General features: G+C 34.6%; 15 protein-coding genes. All 15 read left to right on the top strand.

Going from position 1 to position 20,015, the window contains the following annotated elements:
• Positions 1–133: 133 nt before the first annotated feature.
• The 15 genes from AMD00_RS14190 (at position 134) to AMD00_RS14120 (ending at position 19,653) form a co-directional block, all read left to right on the top strand.
• Positions 134–967, top strand: a complete 834-nt coding sequence (locus tag AMD00_RS14190; protein ID WP_053417667.1) for a chitobiase/beta-hexosaminidase C-terminal domain-containing protein — start codon at positions 134–136, stop codon at positions 965–967.
• Positions 968–1,012: 45 nt separating this feature from the next.
• Complete coding sequence (locus AMD00_RS14185) at positions 1,013–1,435, top strand: hypothetical protein (RefSeq protein WP_053417666.1); 423 nt, start codon at positions 1,013–1,015, stop codon at positions 1,433–1,435.
• 113 nt (positions 1,436–1,548) lie between these two features.
• Positions 1,549–1,839, top strand: coding sequence for a hypothetical protein (locus tag AMD00_RS14180; RefSeq protein ID WP_053417665.1), 291 nt, complete (start codon positions 1,549–1,551; stop codon positions 1,837–1,839).
• Positions 1,829–4,759 (top strand): hypothetical protein, encoded by a 2,931-nt coding sequence (locus AMD00_RS14175; protein ID WP_053417664.1) that lies wholly within the window; start codon positions 1,829–1,831, stop codon positions 4,757–4,759. The genes AMD00_RS14180 and AMD00_RS14175 overlap by 11 nt, the downstream gene beginning before the upstream one ends.
• Positions 4,756–5,478, top strand: a complete 723-nt coding sequence (locus AMD00_RS14170) for a hypothetical protein (protein ID WP_053417663.1) — start codon at positions 4,756–4,758, stop codon at positions 5,476–5,478. Before AMD00_RS14175 ends, AMD00_RS14170 begins: the two co-directional genes overlap by 4 nt.
• Complete coding sequence (locus AMD00_RS14165; RefSeq protein WP_053417662.1) at positions 5,475–7,121, top strand: hypothetical protein; 1,647 nt, start codon at positions 5,475–5,477, stop codon at positions 7,119–7,121. The genes AMD00_RS14170 and AMD00_RS14165 overlap by 4 nt, the downstream gene beginning before the upstream one ends.
• A gap of 11 nt (positions 7,122–7,132) precedes the next feature.
• Positions 7,133–7,618, top strand: a complete 486-nt coding sequence (locus AMD00_RS14160) for a hypothetical protein (protein WP_053417661.1) — start codon at positions 7,133–7,135, stop codon at positions 7,616–7,618.
• Positions 7,618–8,016: a hypothetical protein gene (locus tag AMD00_RS14155; RefSeq protein ID WP_053417660.1), complete on the top strand. Its 399-nt coding sequence runs from the start codon at positions 7,618–7,620 to the stop codon at positions 8,014–8,016. Before AMD00_RS14160 ends, AMD00_RS14155 begins: the two co-directional genes overlap by 1 nt.
• A gap of 4 nt (positions 8,017–8,020) precedes the next feature.
• Positions 8,021–9,403 (top strand): hypothetical protein, encoded by a 1,383-nt coding sequence (locus tag AMD00_RS14150; RefSeq protein ID WP_053417659.1) that lies wholly within the window; start codon positions 8,021–8,023, stop codon positions 9,401–9,403.
• Between the two features lies 1 nt (position 9,404).
• Positions 9,405–11,126 (top strand): hypothetical protein, encoded by a 1,722-nt coding sequence (locus AMD00_RS14145; RefSeq protein WP_053417658.1) that lies wholly within the window; start codon positions 9,405–9,407, stop codon positions 11,124–11,126.
• 14 nt (positions 11,127–11,140) lie between these two features.
• Positions 11,141–14,605, top strand: coding sequence for a hypothetical protein (locus AMD00_RS14140; protein WP_053417657.1), 3,465 nt, complete (start codon positions 11,141–11,143; stop codon positions 14,603–14,605).
• Positions 14,606–14,616: 11 nt separating this feature from the next.
• Positions 14,617–15,654, top strand: a complete 1,038-nt coding sequence (locus tag AMD00_RS14135) for a hypothetical protein (RefSeq protein ID WP_053417656.1) — start codon at positions 14,617–14,619, stop codon at positions 15,652–15,654.
• A 10-nt stretch (positions 15,655–15,664) separates the two neighbouring features.
• On the top strand, positions 15,665–16,240 hold the full coding sequence (locus AMD00_RS14130; protein ID WP_053417655.1) for a hypothetical protein: 576 nt from the start codon (positions 15,665–15,667) through the stop codon (positions 16,238–16,240).
• A 26-nt stretch (positions 16,241–16,266) separates the two neighbouring features.
• Positions 16,267–16,950 (top strand): hypothetical protein, encoded by a 684-nt coding sequence (locus AMD00_RS14125; protein WP_053417654.1) that lies wholly within the window; start codon positions 16,267–16,269, stop codon positions 16,948–16,950.
• A gap of 12 nt (positions 16,951–16,962) precedes the next feature.
• Complete coding sequence (locus AMD00_RS14120) at positions 16,963–19,653, top strand: discoidin domain-containing protein (RefSeq protein ID WP_053417653.1); 2,691 nt, start codon at positions 16,963–16,965, stop codon at positions 19,651–19,653.
• Positions 19,654–20,015 lie beyond the last annotated feature (362 nt).

The raw sequence follows: 20,015 nt of genomic DNA, 5'->3' as shown, positions 1-20,015 counted from the left end.
AAAAAATGAGATTTTTGAATTTAGTATTGATCCTGAGAAAAGCTTAGAGATAGGAAGTAAGTTTGTATTGCAAATTTACGCAAGTAAAAAAGTAGCAGAGTTTGAATTAAAGAAATAGGGAGGAAAACAATTTATGGCATATGAAATGTTGAATGGAGCACGTCCAGGCTCTTCACGAAATCTAGTAATTGGACCGGGACTTATTACGAGAGGATTTAATCCAATTACATTTGACCCAAAAGACCGTTCTACTTGGGGTGAATACATCGGAGCAACAAAAGGTGGAAATGAGATTAGTGTTGAAACAGAGTGGCATTCTGTTGAAGTAGATGGTGCACTGGGGACTATTGAAAATATGGAGTGGTTAGTAAAAGCAAATGCAAAACTATCTACTAATATTCTAGAAATGACAAAGGAGAATCTTCAATTAAAGCTACCTGTATTCAATGTAAAGTCTCATGATAATAACTACGATATGATTCGTCATGATGGTTCAATTGCACCGAGTAGCTCTGATACATTAGCAATTTTTGGTTCAATTACAGGTAAATCCATACCTGTTGTATTTGTATTAGAACGTGCCCGTTGTATTGATTCATTCAATTTGCCTCTAGGTACAGGTAAGGATGATATTGTATTAAAGGCCGAGTTTGTAGCTCGTTATGCTGAGGATAATTTTACGCGGATTCCGTTCTATATACTTTATCCAAAAGGTGGCTCTAATGTTGTTGCACCTGTTGCAACACCAGCTCCTGGAACATATTCGGAAGAACAATTAGTCAGCTTAAATGCAGATGTAAATCACGAAATCTACTATACGTTAGATGGCTCATATCCTACTCCGAATAATGGGATTAAGTATAAAGGGCCAATTACAATTTCAACGACTACAACGATTACTGCAGTTGCTTCAAAAGGTCATGATACATCTACACCTGTATCATTTGCATATTCAATTAATCAATAAAAAAACCCCCTTTAAGGGGGTTTTTATTATTAGGGGGGAATCACAGTGGAGACACTAATCGGTATCGAAAAAATGGTCATTATTAACGGTGAGGAGATAAAAATTAAGCAACTTGGTTTAAAACACCTATTTAAATTTGTATCAATTCTCAAAAAAGCAAAGATTGTTGGTTATTTCATGCAACTGATGACGGACTTAAATTCCGTTGAAGAGGAAACAGAAGAAGAAAAGAGAGTGAAATATTTACAAGTCGTATTTAATTTAATCTTCGAGTTGGTTGAAGCCGAAGGTGAAATTTATGAATTTATAGGCTCAATTGTAGGTAAGAAAAAAGAAGATGTTGAGAACTTGCCATTAGATACATTTGTTGAAGTAATTGAAGCCGTCTTTACATCCAAGGATTTAACGGATTTTTTCTCGGCGGTCCAGAGAATTCTAAGCAAACAAACGGACCAGAAAACAGTTTAAAAAAAAGCACCAATATAAACGAAATAAATCCCCTGGACGATTCTGATACACTATATCGAGCAATTGATCGTGTACAAAAGCGTTATAAGTGGACTGATGAATACATTGTTGAAATGCCTTATTCTCGTCTATTCCAACTTATGGTGGATACTGCTTTATGGGAAACTGAAAAAAGCCGTGAAGAATATCGTAAACAAGCGTTTTTAACATGGCGAATTGAGGGAATGTTTGCAACAGAGAACATTCCAACATTTGAAGAATACTGTAATGAATTTGGGTTTGGTGATGTACAAGGAGAAAATAATACTGAAATTACATCATCACAAGAAGCATTAGATTATATTGATGAGCTATTCAATTGTGCGCCACTAAAAGATAGAGAGGAGGATATAGTTGTCAAATAATACTGGTTTTATAGGCTTAGTTGAAATGGTTGGAACGACTATTATTGAAACGGCCAAACATTTAAAGAAAATGGATAATCTAGAGAATAGATCTTTACTATTGGCAAATAAGCTAGAAGAAAAATTAAAAGAGATTTCAGATATTATTACACAGATAGAGTCTAAACCTCATATTACTGTAAATATGAAAGATGCAAAAGAAAATATAAATGCATTAAAAAAAGCTCTAGATGTGTTGTTTGATGAAGTGCAAACTAATAGACATTTACAAATCGATACAACCTACGCAATTACTAAAATAAACGCATTAAATACTAAAATAGCAACTCTTGAATTTGCTATTAAAATTAATACTTCACAATTAAAAACGCAGATAAATCAAATCAAGGACCAAGCTAATGCGTTAAACGTTATTTTAGAAGATAAAACAATTAATATAAAAATATTAAGCGATAAAGGTTTTAGTAATTTAATTAAAAGTTTTGATTCGTTTAGTGCCAAATTAGATGGATTGTATTCGAAATTAAATATTCTTAGTAAAAAAATAGCAGCAATTGATCTTCAAGCGGCTAATAAATCTTCTCCAAGTAATGGATCAATAGATCAGCAAACTACGCCGAATGGTACTCCACCAGCGAATAGTCCTCCAAGGAGTACCAGTTCAAGTTCATCCTTAGCATCAAATATTAATTTGGATGAACTATCGAAGTTAGAGCAATTAAAAATACTCGGACAACAATTGAACGAAATCGTAACACCTGTACTTGTAGATATTTCAAATAAGTTTGGAACAGTAGTTAAAGATGCTGAAAAAGGTTGGGGCAAATTTGCGTCACAGACACTCATGAATACTAAATTAATGAGTGAATATAAGAACCAAATATCGGATGTTTCAGCTGAAACTAGACAATCACAAGAAAAAGTTGGTGGATTATTCGCAGTTTTACATAACAAAATGGGTAAAACGAAGAGTAATATTGCCAACTCTGCAAAGATTGGCTTAAACTTTGCAAAAGTTTGGGGCGTTGATGCTGTAAGTGCTATCTCATCTGTAGATAGAATTTCAAAGAAACTAGGCGTTTCACAAGGTCAAGCTGCGGATATCATGGCTGTTGCAATGAAAAAGTATCAAGGGGATATGAATAAGGCTACCGAAAGCGTAATGGAGAATCAAAACGCATGGAAGAAGACCGGTAAGGTATTAATTGATGGTCAAACCGCATATCAAAAAATGGTTAATAGTATAGATGGTGGTGGTCTTGCTCATTTAGAAATAACAGTTGGTAAACTTGGTAACCTGTTATTAGAGTTATGGAAAGCTCTAGAACCAACTGTTATCAAAGTTGCTGATGAACTGTCCGAACTTTTTGATAATCTAACAGCCTTCTTACGAGCTCATCCAGGCATAGCTAAAATAGTTGCTCATTTCGGAGCGTTAGCTATAAGTGTAGCTTTAACTGCTTCTAAATTATTGCCACTAATAGACATATTACGTAATGTTTCTGGATTATTTGGAAGTACTGGGAGGAATTCTGGATTAAAGACCATGTTCTCTAGTTTAAGAAAAATTTTAGGAGGGGTCTTGCCATTAATAAAGAAATCTTTTGGAGGTATTAAAGGCGCCCTTACCCGCTTCTTGCCAATGCTCTTACCGTTACTAACGAATCCCGTTACTTTGTTAGGTGTAGCCATTATAGCTGCTTTTGCTATTGTTGCTCGTTATATATACAAAAACCGGAAAGTACTAGGTCAACAAGCAGTGAAGGCTGGTAAGGCTGTTGTTGATGGTCTTATTAAAGGCATAAATTTAATGAAAAAATGGAACCCTATTTCGCTGTTTAATAAATATATAATTAAACCGATAAAAAGTTTTTTTGAAAGAAATTCTCTATCGAAAGTATTCTTTAAATTTGGGCGTTCGATTGTGAAAAGTATTGTAAAAAGTGTAAAAGGTTCTGTAAAGTCATTAGTAAATATATTTGCACCATTAGTCAAAGTAATAAAAAATTCTTTTAATAGTATTCTTCGCGTTTTAAGTCGATTTGTTCGCTCTATAACTAATTCTTTAGGGCGTGTTAGAAAAGCATTTTCTCGGATGGCTACTTCTATTTTTAACTCGATAAAATGGGCTTTTAATGGGATTTATAATTTTATTGTTAAAGTTATGCCAAAAGTTTGGGGTTTCTTATCTAGGATATTAAGACGTATTCGAAACTTCTTTTCAACAATTCTTGGAAGCATATTAAATAATGTTGTGACTGTATTCAACACTATGTATAGCAAAATACGTACAACACTAACTAACACCTATAAGTATATCAAAAAAATATTTGGTCAAATCGGTTCATTCTTTATTGGGCTGGCCAAAAAGGCATGGGACTGGGGTGCCAACATCGTTGAAGGTATCATAGGCGGTATAAAAGATAAGGTTTCTGATGCAGTAAGTGCTATTAGGGACTTGGGTGGGAAAATCATAGATGGCTTTACAGGGAAAATGGTCATTCGTTCACCTTCTCGTATAATGTACAAGCTTGCTTCATTTATTCCTGATGGCGTACGCAACGCTATTCTTGATGGTCGAAAACGTGTTGGTAAAGCTACAAGAGACCTTGGCAATTCAATTAAAGATAATTTTATTCCGGATGTTGAAGGTGTTAGTTTCGACACTGGTAATATATCAACGGCAGCAATCATACAATCATCGATTTCTCCGAGAATACGAAATGCTAGTAAGACAGTAGATTTCAAAAATAGATTGAATGGCAAGAAACCTACGTCAATTAAAAATTCAGGAAAACAAATAAATGTCGGGGATGTACATGTACATGTCAAGAAAGCTTCGACTAATGCAGATATCGACTTCCTAAATACAGCGTTAACCGATAGGATTAATAAGGAGGTTCGACGTAAAGAACGATGAAAACAATATTATATACGAGAGACCAAGAAGTAATAATGTATGATCCACAACAGACTGTTTGTGAGGGGCCCTCTGCAACTTGGTTTTCAAGGACTATCTCAGTGGCTAGAGATAAACTAGTCATGATTGCGCTCGACTTCGCTTGTTCGGTTGCGTTAACAGCGACTGGTGAAGTAAGAAAATCACAAATGATAATTGTTGTTAAAAATGTAGATACAGGAAAAATTGTAGAACGTATGAAGGTACGAGGTTCAAGAACATGGACACGTGCCTTTTTTCCATTAGATCATGGCAATTATCAAATCGGTTTTATAACAGATGAAAATTACCGTAATGCCGACAAAGTGTACATGAAAGACTTCTATTACCATGACTATATAGCGTCACCAAACATTGATGCAATTGGTTCTTTAAAGCCGCCAAAGCAACTTGCGGGTATTCAAACTTTCGATACTTTAGAAGGTACAATGAGGTTGCAACGTATTGGGAATAAGGGTTGTGAAATCGAAATGACTTTATACTTTAAAACCGAGACACAATATAGAAATTTTGTACGTTCAAGACACGACAGTTACATGGTTCTTGAATGTAACTATGGCGTTTATGGAGGGTATTTGGCTGGAACAGAGAGTGACCCGAGCACCGATGGACCGTTACGATTATTACGAGTCAAATTACTATCTCCACAACGAGCTGGTGTGGGGGTCGATGGCATGTGAGAGAAACCAATCAAGCACTAATAAGGGCACTCACAACACAATTCCAGAGCGGTAATAACAATTTTCGAAGTCCTGCTGAATATGTAAATATTAAACGGCCGATAACAGCTGAAAACTTTTTTGTCAGTCAAGGAAAACTGCCAAATATCATAAGTATTGAAATCGATGAAGATATAGAAACCACAGCTAAAAGCTTTACAATCGTTTGTTCGAATGAAGATGGGCAGCTATCGCCGGATTACAAAGAGGGGAAGTTTGGTGAACGGAGATTAAATTATCAAATCCCACTTAGTTCATCTTGGCGTAATGTACTAGTACCAGATACTGAACTTGAAATTAGTCTTGGTTATGGCGACAACCTTCTAAAAATGTTGATTGGTTCTATCGATGAAGTTAGTATTAGCGCGGATGGTCGAACAATTACAATCAATGGCCGTTCAAATTATAAAAAAGCGCAAGTAAATACATGTATGCCAAAATCAAAAAAATATCTCATCGATGATGTAGATATGAATGTTGGTGTAGCTATAAAGAAATTCTTAGATCATGTTAATATTCCGAATGATATTGAACCAAATATTAAAGAGCCATTCACCGGTATGAGCTATAAAGTTGGTGAGAAAATGGGGATTAGGGGAGAATATCCGCATGATCACATCGGTAATATGGCTTTTACAACATATTACGCACTAATCGAAAGTTCAAACGGTAAAGTAAAAACAAAAAAATTACCGGATTTTAAAAAGTTAGGTAAAGCAGTAGTTACTTTTGATGATTATATTGATTTAACAGAAGCAGATTACTCAATGGATAACAATGAGGTTTTTGATACGATTACCGTCGTTTCAAAAGCCAAAGAATTTGAAATTGTGAATGGTAAACGTAAAAAAGTTACCCGTACCATAAAGAATCGATTTACTTCAGCTAAAATTCGATCGGATATATTGCAAGGCAAACGACGTGAATTAATCATTGAAAGCAGCTGGGCAAATACGCCAAAGAAACAATTTAATACAGCAAAAGCGCTATTTACAAAAATGGTCATGGGTTGGAAGCGTCTCAGTATTGGCGTACCAGCCTATTTGCCGTTGGAATTATTAGATGTCGTATCTGTCCGTGAACGCATTACACAAGTGACTAAGTGCATGTATGTACGCGGTATTCGTACCTCTTATTCAGGTACAGGGTTAACACAAGTAATTGAACTAGCTGATAACACACGATTCGATTTAGACATTGTATTGCCACCAACACCACCTAGTGATATGCCGGAATTTAGCACTACTGAAAGCCGTTTAATAATCAATATATTCGACTTCAAAATTGAAGATGGTGATCGAATGAATATTTATCTAAACGGGCGTAAGATTGTAAACAACTTATTTGTTCGAAACAAGGGAACTGATATTAAGATTGACCTTGAAAAAGGAGCAAATGTAATTAAATTTGTCGGCATATCTGCTGGAAAGCTTCAGAAATTAACAGCAAGTTTCAAAGTGGCAGGTGGATCAGGAAATATTATTTATCCGGCTGGCAAGTTACCAAGTTTAAATATGCCACGGGAAAATATAGCCTCTGAAAGTACCGGACGTTATATCACAAGTAAAAGACCTGTTCGAAACTGGGTCATTCATAGAGTGTAAGAGGTGAGGGAATGACATCAAGACGCGATAATACGTACACGCCAGTCAAACGGATGATTGAAAATAGTATCCGAAAACGGTTATTAACAGGCGGTTTGGATACAGATACAATCAGTAAAATAAAAGATGATGACACGATTGAAGGTGTAACTCTTCACTACGATGAAAACGGCCGGTTAGCGATGGTGGAAGGTGATGAACGACAGCTTGCTACGCTTACATTTGATAATGAAGGAGTATTAGTATCAGCCCAAGATGAGGATATGATAACCGGAGAAGTCATCGATTGGAATCTATATTACACAGAAAATCGGTTAGTCCAAGTTGTCCCTGATATTATTTCGGAAGGCGATGAGGAAGAAGATGATTTCGAAGAAGAAGTATTTAACGATACGAGTGGCGGTGAAGATATAGATGAACCAGACATCGATTTAAATCCAATATCAGATAATGAGAGCGAACATGACTTCTCAGATGATGAAAGGGAGGATATTTGATGGCAAAACAAGGATTTATAACCACTTATACAGCAGGTGGTCGATTTGATGCACCTTTCTTTCCAACATTGACCGAGCCGTTTATTAAAGGCATCAGAATTGTAGTAAATAAAAACGATGCATTTGTTACTAACACATATACAATTACGAAGAAATCTGAATTAATCAGCATCGCAATAGCTTGTGATCGTTACGATGATTCTGATAACTGGGATTTAATTGTAAAAGGCAAGGCGATCGTCGAATCCGTATATACAAAAGAGCTCCCGGAGGGGCTTTTTTTAATGGTTGCCCATCCTCTTAAATCGGGGGATATAGTCGAATTACGTTATAAAAATAATTCAGGTAGATCAAAAAATGTTTATATTAACTATCAATTTTTAATAGGAAAAGAGTGATAATATGCCATACATTAAACCCGTATTTTTTCAAGAACAAAGCCTTGCAAATGATCTAGTCTCGTTAGCCACTAAAAATGGATGGGTAAAAGTAAAGACATTCCATAAAGCTTCATATACATTTACAAGCTTTTTTTATGGTACAAGAAGTTTTACAGAACCTGATGAAGTTGTATTTCCAATCAAAATTACTGAACATAACATTATTAGAAATAGTGTAGGTGATTTGTTCGGTATCGCACGAGTTTGCGATAGATCATATAAATACAGAGACTTACCTGTAAAATTTAAAAGTGGATCTGTTCCTAACCAAGCTAAACTAAATTCTGATGCTACTTTACGCCAAGAATTACATGAATGGATACATGACCAATGGGATACAAAGTTCATTGATACATCCAAAATTTATGTATATATGCTAGATGAAGTGCCTGATGTAAAGGAGAATGCAGAAATCACATATCCTTCATCTTCTGTAAAAGCTGTCGACGTATTAGATATTGAATTGCAAGATTATACTCCTTACGAGCTAAAATCAGGATCCGGATACTCGTACGATGAAACTGCAAATCAATCACAAATGATGCAATCACCAATAACGCCTATTTCAACACGTGAAACAGGTACAAATGATAATGGCTGGTTAACCAACTGGTGGCCTGACTCAAATGTGAAAGTGGAAGGATTTATTGATGATGAAGTATTAGCATTAATGATACGTGCAGATAGTGCACCAGCACCATTTGATAATCAAGTGCCATTGATTCCTTTGTATTTTGGCTCTGTTGTTTCTTTGAGTGTAAGGGATACAGAGACTGCAGCATTATTTGCAGGTACAGCTACTAGTTTGCCAAATTACAAGTATGATTCAACAACACCACATATTGCAACGAGTAACATTCTAATGCCATTAAATAAAAAATACCCTCAATACCCAGGTAATGGGATTGATAATATCATTGTAAAACGCGGAATTCAAGGTGCTTACTATCAGGGTTATTATTTCAAAATATATAATGGTCCAGAGCTAATGCCACCAGATAGAAAAGATAATGCGGGTCGACAATTTGTAAGTGCATGGAAAAACGAACAGAACGACGAGTACACATACCCCCCGAAATCATCGTATACGGACAATGCAGCAGTAACAAGAGCACATATTACGCATCCGGATGAACGTGACCGAGGTTATTTAAAAAAGTTAATAATTGCATCATCTGTCGGAATCCGTAACGGTACAAAATTAAAACTAAAAAAAATTGCTTGTCCAGATGTATTCGAATACTACAAATATTTTGTAGCCGATGCAGTATCACCCATAACAAAACGCCCTGGTGTTGTATCGCGTCCAATGGGATTAGCTATTTACGAAAAGGAGACAAACTAATATGACATTACGATGGATAAATGAAAAATTCATGCTTCAACGTTTTCCTAATACTATTGCTGGAATTTTGGAATCTGTTGGTTGGGAAGAATTTGCACAGTACAGATCGAAGAATGCCTCGAAATATGCGGAAGTTCGATTGTTTAAAGCTATCGGATCTGATAAGGTATTGCGTCAATTCGGAATAATCAATGCATACGATCTAGATAAACAGACCTTCCCGGATAATCGTTTAATTCCTTTAACATCAAATCTTGCAAATATCGGTGTGGGTGACGGTGTAAAAAAAACTTTTAATATTCTTTCCGAATACATTCTACCTGGATCTGAACGAATTCAGATCAATGATGCAGATATCGCTGATACAGAATACAAAATAGACCGTTTGGGACGAACTATCACGTTTAATACGCCTCCAACGGGAATTATTAAGGCGACATATAGCTTATCAACTAAAGCATTTGAACCAACAAATACATTTGGTATTTTCCTGTTCGATGATGTATCGTTTGATATTACAACTTTAAAAAAGGGGATTGGTACAGCAAACGGGACGCTAAAGGTATTTAACTTAGGTGTGACAAATGTAAAACCTGGTAGCGTAAAGGTTTATGTAAATAACGTACTTGCTGATGACTTGTCTTATACTGTTAAAAATAGTACTGGTGAAGTGACCTTCTACGATGCACCTACAACAGGTGAAGTTAGTGCATCATATACAGAAATTCGCCAACCAATTGAAGGTAATGACTACGGTGATTTAATCGCAACGGGAAGTGGCGATCTTAGTACTTCAGATGGATTAGGAAATTTAGCTTTTAGCGCTGCGTCATTTATAAAGCCTTCTGTACCAACAGTTATGACGTTTACGAACGAAGATAACTTTAATCCAGCGTTTGGGCGTGACTCATTATTACATGCTTGGGGATCTGTTAGCAAGGATCGGTTAATTTTATTTTTACGCATGGATGCTGCTAGTAATCCAGATAATATTTGGCATGTACCTTTATACCTAGGACGCTTAAATAACGCAGGCAAAAAACCACGTCAAAACACTGTGTTAATTGGTGGTTGCCGAGCAGGAAAAGCCGGTGTATGGACGAAGGACAAGAAATTAGGCAATCATTTAGTTGATTATGGAATGGATACAGCAAATGGAAATAACTTTGCAATGTTACAGCAATCAATCGGGGGCTCTTACTATCAAAAACATTATCTAGCATTTATTACTCATGATAAGGCGATTGAACGACCTGAATCAGGTCGAGGTCCATCTGTATATGATGATATGTACCACGATTCTTTAATGGGAATCGTTCATCCATATGACAAAGAAGTTGGAGTTTTGGATGATGTATATGCAGTGCATCCAAGTGGTTTGGAACACGATGCGGAGCTCGAAGTCGAAAAAACAGTTGTGCATGAACGAATTGGTATAGGTGATGGTATAACTAAAGTATTTCATCTATTTCAACGCACGGCAGATACTAAACCCTCAATTTATTTCGATTGCAAAGAACAAACTAATTTTACTTATTCAAATGATTATAAAGCAGTGGAATTTTCAACAGCACCGCCAGTTGGTACTGAAATAACTTCTTCTTATATTGCTGCAAATATGTATCAGTATAATTTAGCTGAATCACCCATTACTCCAATGCGGTTAGAAAGCACATCACCTTATGCACCAATCGGCTGGGGAATCTTTAAAGAAAAAATATGATTGAGGTGGAGTGAATGAAAAGTGCATATCCGTTCATCGCACAATCAAGTCGAACGCATAGTCAATATGGGTTCGTCGCTCCACTTAATCATAAAACTCAGAAATACTTAGTTGAAGTAGAGCTGGAAGAGATTCTTAATGTGATACTTGTAGAGATGGATTATGAAAAGTTTACAACGGTGTTAAATGTTGTTGAGATACCCTTTATTGAGACATTTAAAAAACAAGTAATTGAAGTGAATCTAATTAATATAGAAGATAACATTGTCCAGGATAATATCATAACTACAAAGTTATTAGATTTACAGAGTGTTTTTTTAGTTACTGAACAAGAAGTTGCTTCAATTCGACATGAAAATCTCGACTATAAAATTCCATCCATTGTCGCTACTGAGTATATGTTGCAAAGATTTAAGTATCAAGTACCGGTAATTGAAGTTACTGGACAAGATAAAAGAAATTTGTCACATAGACAAATTATATTAGAAAAAACCCTTATAATAACTGATGATTTTAACTCCGAGAATATTAACAAAAGTGTTTTGAATATTTATAACAGCTACAAACAACAGCATTTCCCTCTACAAATAAATGTTGTCGATCTAGATAAATTGTTAGAAGCTACTCTCGATGTGCAAATACTTGGATTAGACCATTATTCTACAGAAAATAAAATTGATGTATATAAACAACAAGAAATTAAATCAATGTCACGAAAATTGATAAATATTATTGTAAAAAGAAATAATAATTATACAAAAAAGATTGTACTCGATGGGGTTAGTTATCAAGAAGAGAAAACGGCTCAAAGAGAAGTGGTAATGAATGGTAACCGAATATATGTAGACGTTGCAACTACAGAAAAAGTTATTAAAATAATTGAAGAAAAAGAAGCGTTATCTTCAAGTGAATTATTTGTGAATGCGAATCCACAAGAAAATGAAAAAACATCATCACAAAAAATGATCAATACGGTTTTAAACGACTATGAAGGTCAAACATCTCAAATGAAGATAGATGTAATGAATTGTAACGTAGATGACTATACAAGCGAAACATTGTTTGACTTAGCAGTTATTTCGAACGACACAAAAAATGCAAATCCGAGAGAAATAGAAGCGAAAGAATTTAAAATTGTGTCATATTCAAATGACGGTAATTTAATTAATCTAGGTATTTTAGACTTATCACCTGTACTCCATTCGGAAAATGAGTATGAAGTAAACAAGATAGATTGCGAATTAGAAAATGCCATTAATAATCTTAAAGTTGATATAGTCAATCTGGATGATCAACAAGAAGCTGCCCTTGATACTCAGCTGATTAAATTAGATCAGTATTCAGTGAACATGGTTCTAAATACAAAACTAGAAGAAAAAATAAAGAATACAGTACGTCAATTTTTTGAAGTCAATTTAAATGATATAGATAATTATACAAAAAGCGAAGTAATTTTAAGAGCTTATTCATTCTATTTAGAATGTAAAATAGCAGCGGATAAGATTTTTGAATGTATTAAAAAAACAGAAGATAATTCCATACTTTTTGAATTAATTATAGAAGGCGATAGAAATTCAAAAGATAAAGCGATTCAAGAAGAATTAGTTATTATGAGTAATGAAATAATTTCAGATAGTTCGATTGTGGGAAAAACTATTAGTATCGAAAGGATAGAAGTAGGTTTCTTTACCATTGAATCATATTTAAACGCGGTTCAACAAAAAAACGAGAATACTTCATCAGAATCTACAGCTAATGTTGTTGTAAGTAATTATGACGGTCAAATAACAGAAACAGCCATGGGTACATCCGTACACATTACAGATGCATATCAAAATGATACAACGTTTAATTCAGTAGTCTCATCAATAGATACACAAACCACAAATCAAAGTGTATTAGAAACGAGTGAGATGAATGTTAATGTTTATTCAAATGATAGTGATGTTATTGAATCAGATGTTGTTAAACTTGTCTTATCTAGTAATTCGATTAACGTTTATCAAGGAATTGAAATCGATGGTATGTTCGGAAAAGCTGTTAACGAAATTCTTTCAGACATCGTTGAGCTCCAAGGTCAACAAGAAGCTACCCTTGATACACAAATCATCGGCTTAGATGTAATCAACGCGACAGAACAGCCGATTGAAGCAATCGATGAGAATTTGGGTGTTATGAAATCAGACAAGAAGATAGTTGATATCGATGTCGCATTAAAAGATACACAAATTAAAAATCAAAGTATTTTAGAATCAAATGATAGTGATGTTATTGAATCAGATGTTGTTAAGCTTGTCTCATCTTGTAATTCGATAAACGTTTATCAAGGTGTTGAAATTGATGGGAAGTTTGGAGAAACTTCCAACGGAATTCTTTCGGATATCGTTGAGCTCCAAGGTCAAGAAGGAGCCGCACTTGATACACAAATCATCGGTTTAGATGAAATCAACACAACAGAACAGCCGATTGAAGCAATCGATGAGAATTTAAATGTTATGAAATCAGACAAGGTGATAGTTGATATCAATGTCGCATTAAAAGATATAAAAATAAAAAATCAAAGTATTTTAGAATCAAATGAAATGAACATCGAAATTTATTCAAATGAAAGTGATGTTATTGAATCAAAAATTGTTAAACTTGCCTCATCTAGTAAGTCGATTAACGTTTATCAAGGTGTTGAAATTGAAGGTGCGTTTGGAAATGCTGCTAGCGAAATTTTTTCAGATATCATTGAACTCCAAGGTCAACAAGAAGCTGCCCTTGATACACAAATCATCGGTTTAGATGTAATCAATGCGACAGAACAGTCGATTGAAGCAATAGATAATAATATGGGTGTCATAAGATCGGACAAGGTGATAGTTGATATCGATCTGTTAGAATCTAATTCCAGTAGTATTATTTTGCAGAATATCTTGGGAGAACTTATAAAGGAGCAGTTAGTCGTTCCAAAAAATTTATACATCATTGCAAATTTAAAAGAGTCTGATATAGCATACTATGTTACGGAATTATTAGCATCAAAAAATAAAGTAGATTCATTTGGATCTATTGCAACTTTTGCTGTTATTGAAGAAACACAAGGAACTTATACGCCACTTAATATATTAACAGCTGAGGGGTATTTAAAAGACACTTATGTTGCCCCAAGAATTATTGATGTTCTAAATCAATTAGACGAAAATATTAATTCAGTTACAATGATTGATTCAATAGAAAATTTATTAGAAAAAGTTCGTAGTGAAAAGACACTCAATACATCTTTATTTATTACTGAATCATTAGAAGTCAAAAATGATATTTTTGCACTTATTATGGAAAGTGATTATATTGTACTTCGAGAATCTGAAATTGATGTGGATGCTGTTGATTCAGTTAATTTTGAACTGACTGAAGCTAAAAAGAAAAAGAAAATATGGTTGATACCAGCACGCGCGAATTGGTATAGCAAATGGTTTACTAAAAAAACGCGCTAGGAGGTGGGTTCTTGTTAATAAAAAAGAGTAGTGGTCTTGTTTTTGATGAGGAATTTAATTTACAAACTTGGGATATTACTAATCCTATTAAAACCAGTTCCAAGGGCGGTATATTATCGCTTTCACACGACACTACAAAAGATACGAAAGTATTTAGGGATATACCAAACGATGTAACAGTTTTTGAAGCAATAGTTGAATATACCCCAACCGTCAGTAGAGATGCTGGCGGTTTAATTTTGTATAAAAGCAAAGAAGAATACATTGAATTGTTAGAAGTAAAGGATCTTGCACAAACCAATCTTGAAAATATTAAAGTTATTCGCAATGGTAATCAATATGATTTATATATGTATCGTAATGGAGCGTTTGAATTCATTGATTCAATTGAATTCGAGTTTTTAAAGATAGGCTTTGTAGCTAAACAAGGTGATGTTAACTTTGAACAATTTATCGTTAATCGATTCATAGCTGCTTCTTCAAGCAATCTAAAGATTACTGGATTACAAGCAGATACAATTATTGAATTAGTAACTGCCGGCGGAACATATAACGCTACCCCAAATAGCGAAGGTATCGCTTTTATCGAATTACCACATATCGAAATGATAGGAACTCTATTTTATCTAAATAGTAATGGAGATGCCATTGATGAACTGACAGATACCTTTATTACAGGTGATGAATATTATATTGGCTCGCAGTTAATCGTCTGTAAAACGGGTATTGAATTAAGTACATGGCATCCTAATAATATTGGAACAATTCAAAACGACAAGTTAGAAATGCAATTGGAACTATATAATCCAACAACTATTCAAATTAGAAATGCTAAATTAGAAATAGAGCAGTATAGTACTGATCTTGGATATACATGGACAGAAATCGCGCTAGATGATGACGGTTCCCCAACTACATATAAGGATGAACTTGTTATCAGAACAATAGCATCTAAAGAAACAATTAAATTTTGGGTAAAGTTGGTTAAAACCATACCATTTACAAAAAAAGAATCATTCATGTTCTATATTGATATAACACACGATTAGAGGTGTAAAAGTGACAAAAGTTCAAGTAATAAAAAATATATCAAACAGTAGTGGGGAATTAAAAGAAGTTACATTTGTTGATAATCGCGATTCCTTACCTGATATAGGAACTCTTCACATGCTATATGTCATTAGAGTAGATATAACAAATAGCAACAGGCAAACTTTATGTATTTGGAATGGTACTGAATATACTCCATTCGTTGGAGGGAATAGCAGTAATAGTGGAGTGGAACAGGGATATCAACAAATTACGAAATTAGGAATAACAGCTTCGACATCTACACCTCGTCAGTACCAAATCCCAATTGACTACACAACTTCGTTTAAACGTGCTCCTTTGGAGATTCTGAAATTTACATCAGGTAAGAAAGGTGTAGTAGCAACTCAAATTGATTTCAATAATACAGATTCGGTCAATTTTATCGAGAATAATAATGTTATTTTTGACGGGAAATTGAAATTAAAAACTGAATATGAATTTCGCATGCACCGTGAAGAAACGTGGACTGAAGAAGGTTCGGTCTTCAGTGTGAATATTGATAGTAGTAAATTTTCGGGAATTAACAAATTAAATGTTTATTAGAAAAGAATACAGGAGGAGGGTTGAATATGCCTGCACCATTAACAACCGGAGTATTAAGAGAAAGAATCAGTGATATGGAAATAGGAGATTATATTGCTACATGCGGTATTCCTACAAAAGGGTACTTCGCGGGTACAGGAGGGAAGTCGGAGCTTGCATTGACAGGCAGTACAGGTGAAGATTATACGAATTATTTTTGGTATATGATAAAAGTTAGTAGAGGTTTATTGATTGCGGATAGAGTAGTTATGCACACGCATTCATGGGATTCTTTGAATTTAAACAAAAATATTCAAGGTTATTTGCAAGAAAATGAATTCGAAGAAGGATTAACAATATTTAGACGATCACTTAGAGGAGGGGTAGCATTTGCTGATGAATATGGTAATTTATCATTAATAGATAAAGGTTATGGTGCTTGGCCTAAAAATAATGAATGGGATAAGCATATAGTTAACTTTCCAAAAAGTAAGATACAACTAGGACGAACATTAGATGATGTATTTCACTATACTAATGCTTATACATGGTGCCAAGAGACACCTGTCAACGGCCAAGTGAACTCAGGTGGAACAACATCCACAGGTATAAATACAAACAGAATAAGTAGGGGGAAACAGTATGAAAATGCAAATTCACTGTTTGCCGCCCCTTCAAAATTATTAGATCCATTATGGGGGTTCAGACCTGTATTCGAATATAGAGAGTAGGAGAGTGTAATCATGGCAACGATTGGAAAGGTTATAGCGACACCAGAAGTTGGTTGGAAGCGATATGATTATGCACACAAAATGATTCAGTATGAAGGTATAGGTTGGAGTTTAAATACTGGTTCTGGTGGAACAAGCTATCAAACAAATAAGCCGTTAACAGATACTATTAAATTTACTTTTGTAGGGAATCAATTACGTATCATGTCAAAAACGTCAACGAATTATTCTAATCAAATAGAAATCAAAATCGATGATAATATTGATATATTTTCCGAAAACATTGGATCTAGTGCTTATAGTACAAATTTGGTTTATGAAAAAACAGGGCTTGCAAATAAAAAACATATAGTTGAAATCAAAAGTGTGTCCGATAATTCGTCATTTAACTTAGGCAATATTGATATCAATGATACTGGCCGTTTATTTCATCCCGACGAAATTACTGATATCAAAGATTTAAAAATTGGTAAGCGGATTCGTTGTAATTATCAAGTTACAACAGCAAGAACAATAGGGGTATTTGGTGGACTTGGAGGAGAAACATCTAACTTTATTCCCGCAATAAGTACGGACATACCTAATGGCGATTTTTACTTTGTCTGTGTAGACAAAGACTATTTAGGAAGATGGAAGCTAATTGCTGATAGAAATATACAACATAATGTCAGCTGGGATGATCTAAATACTGCTGGTATTGCTAATGGCGTAGACATTGTTATGTCTGGTAAAGTAATATATGAAACGCCGATTGAAACAAAAGCCGTTCCATATATTACGGCAGAAGTTATCTATAATGGCGGGATTTGGCATCCATTTGACGGGAATATGGTAACGTATTGGTATACTTCTATTCCTGGCTATAACGGAAAATACCCAGAAAGTAGCGATGGTTACTGGATACAATATGATTTCGGTGAAAATAATAAACAAGCGATTAACTTTTTAAGATTAAAACCTTTTAAATATAGTAGTAGTGGTTTATATACAGTTGCTACATTTGTGTTTAAAGGGTCAAATGATGGTGTGTATTTTGATACCATCTTTAGAGGAACTCATATAAATAATGACACACAAATGGATTATATATTTAATAATAAAACGCCTTATCGTTATTACCGGATATACTCAAGAGGATATGGGAATAATGGGGATGTTACAGGATTCACCAATATAAAAATGATATCATATCAGATTTTTAATGATATGTTCACTATCCGCCTATTAACAGGTGGTACATCTGCTAATGATAAAGATAATGAGTGGGATAAATACATTATTAATTCAAATCTAAATGGGATGATTTCAGCTGGAGACAATAACGTTTGGAATGTGAATTTAAATAGCTGGACTTCATCAACACCATCAACAAATCCGGGAAAAGTGGTAAGAGGTTCAAGCACAGATATTTCAAGTTGGAGTTATAGTCCAAATAATACATCTACAAATGCAAAAGCTTTTCGTCCAGTCTTAGAAATAGAATCACTCATTACGATTCAAAAGAAATCTCTTATCTATCTTGATGGAGCATATAAGAAATATGTAACAGCTGCATCTGAAACAGCTTCATCTGAAATAATAAGTAGTGAAAATGCTATTCCTGTCATGACAAGTAATACGGAACCTAACGGCATTGTTGAAGCTAGTAGTATTTGGGGAGCAAATTATGCGGCGTTTAAAGCATTTGATAAACAGAATGTGCATGTAAATGGTTCTTGGCATTCTGGAGGTGTAGTCCCCCAATGGATATCATATACTTTTACCGAGCCCAAGTTAATTAGGAAGGTTTCAATTACTGCAAGACTAGATAGTTTAGTTGGTACACAGTCCTTGAAAACATTTATAATCCAAGGATTTAGAGAATTTGATGACATTTGGGTTAATTTAAAAATATTTGAAAATGAGTCTGTGTGGGCTATTGGAGAAAAAAGAAGCTATATAATTCCAAACAAAGGAAAATTCAAAACATATAGAATCTATGTGCAAGAAACATCTGCACATTCAGCATTTGCTATTACCGAAATAGAAATGTTCGAAGGAACTCCTTCTGCAGAAGTACTTGGTTGGAATACGGTTTCAACTACAACACCAACTTTAGAGCAATTTTTAGAACATGGCATGGATTCGATTCCAACTACTAAATTACCATTGTTAGGTGAGGTAAATAATATTGGCATCGTAACATGGGTAAGCGATGAAAATCATGTCCCGATTGTAAAAGTAACAGCAATTCCACATAATCAACTAGTATTACCAACAAAAGATATCAACATCCGGTCGATTGAAAACATTGATTATATAAAGTTAACCGTAAACGAATTAGGACAAGGTAGAATACGTGTTATCACATCGTTTGACGGAGGCCTTAGATGGTATACACACAACGGTATGAATTGGGTTGAGGTAATTCCGATAGTGGAGGAAGCCATTTTGCATGGTATGTCTGCGGCAACATTGGCGGCTGTTACATCAACACAATGGACAGAACTACGAGGTAACAGTAATACAATGCGCTTTGCATACGCATTATCCATAGAAGACACAACAGACGTTGCTGAAATTGATACCCTAACGACCCAAATGGAAATGAAAGGTACATGGAAAAAGGCAGTGCATGACAAAGACTACTCCTACGAATATCCAAACAACGACGAATTGCTAGTAACAATCTACGCTGATGGAGATTACAAAATTAATTATTAATAAGATAGAAACAGTAGGCGCACATGAGGCCTTTTTATTTTGCCTGAAAGGAGGGATATCAGGTGTATAGAGCTACAATAATATACCAACACCTTTAGCAATCGGATGATTTTGAAGTTGCACTAAAAAATTGAGTAAATCTTGTGCGATTTACATTCGTAAATTCCAGCATTGCTACTGGTGGAATGGTTTAATTCATATTTTATGATAGTACTATAATAGAAGGGAAAATAAATATTTACTACGATAATTGGTGTGACAGAAGACATAAAGATTGCCCATTTAAAAATCGTACTTTGTGATAATGGTTCATCAGCTACATATAAGGTTGAATTTGTTATCAAAGTAATAGCATCTAAAGA

It is taken from the genome of Viridibacillus arvi, from assembly GCF_001274945.1.
GTDB lineage: Bacteria > Bacillota > Bacilli > Bacillales_A > Planococcaceae > Viridibacillus > Viridibacillus arvi.
Note: the sequence above shows the minus strand (reverse complement) of the source record. Positions and strands in the feature narration are given on the sequence as shown.

Coding starts and splice junctions, on each gene's coding strand:
- AMD00_RS14140 (WP_053417657.1), top strand. CDS start 11,141: ATGAAAAGTGCATATCCGTTCATCGCACAATCAAGTCGAACGCATAGT.
- AMD00_RS14150 (WP_053417659.1), top strand. CDS start 8,021: ATGCCATACATTAAACCCGTATTTTTTCAAGAACAAAGCCTTGCAAAT.
- AMD00_RS14125 (WP_053417654.1), top strand. CDS start 16,267: ATGCCTGCACCATTAACAACCGGAGTATTAAGAGAAAGAATCAGTGAT.
- AMD00_RS14190 (WP_053417667.1), top strand. CDS start 134: ATGGCATATGAAATGTTGAATGGAGCACGTCCAGGCTCTTCACGAAAT.
- AMD00_RS14180 (WP_053417665.1), top strand. CDS start 1,549: ATGCCTTATTCTCGTCTATTCCAACTTATGGTGGATACTGCTTTATGG.
- AMD00_RS14160 (WP_053417661.1), top strand. CDS start 7,133: ATGACATCAAGACGCGATAATACGTACACGCCAGTCAAACGGATGATT.
- AMD00_RS14155 (WP_053417660.1), top strand. CDS start 7,618: ATGGCAAAACAAGGATTTATAACCACTTATACAGCAGGTGGTCGATTT.
- AMD00_RS14170 (WP_053417663.1), top strand. CDS start 4,756: ATGAAAACAATATTATATACGAGAGACCAAGAAGTAATAATGTATGAT.
- AMD00_RS14145 (WP_053417658.1), top strand. CDS start 9,405: ATGACATTACGATGGATAAATGAAAAATTCATGCTTCAACGTTTTCCT.
- AMD00_RS14120 (WP_053417653.1), top strand. CDS start 16,963: ATGGCAACGATTGGAAAGGTTATAGCGACACCAGAAGTTGGTTGGAAG.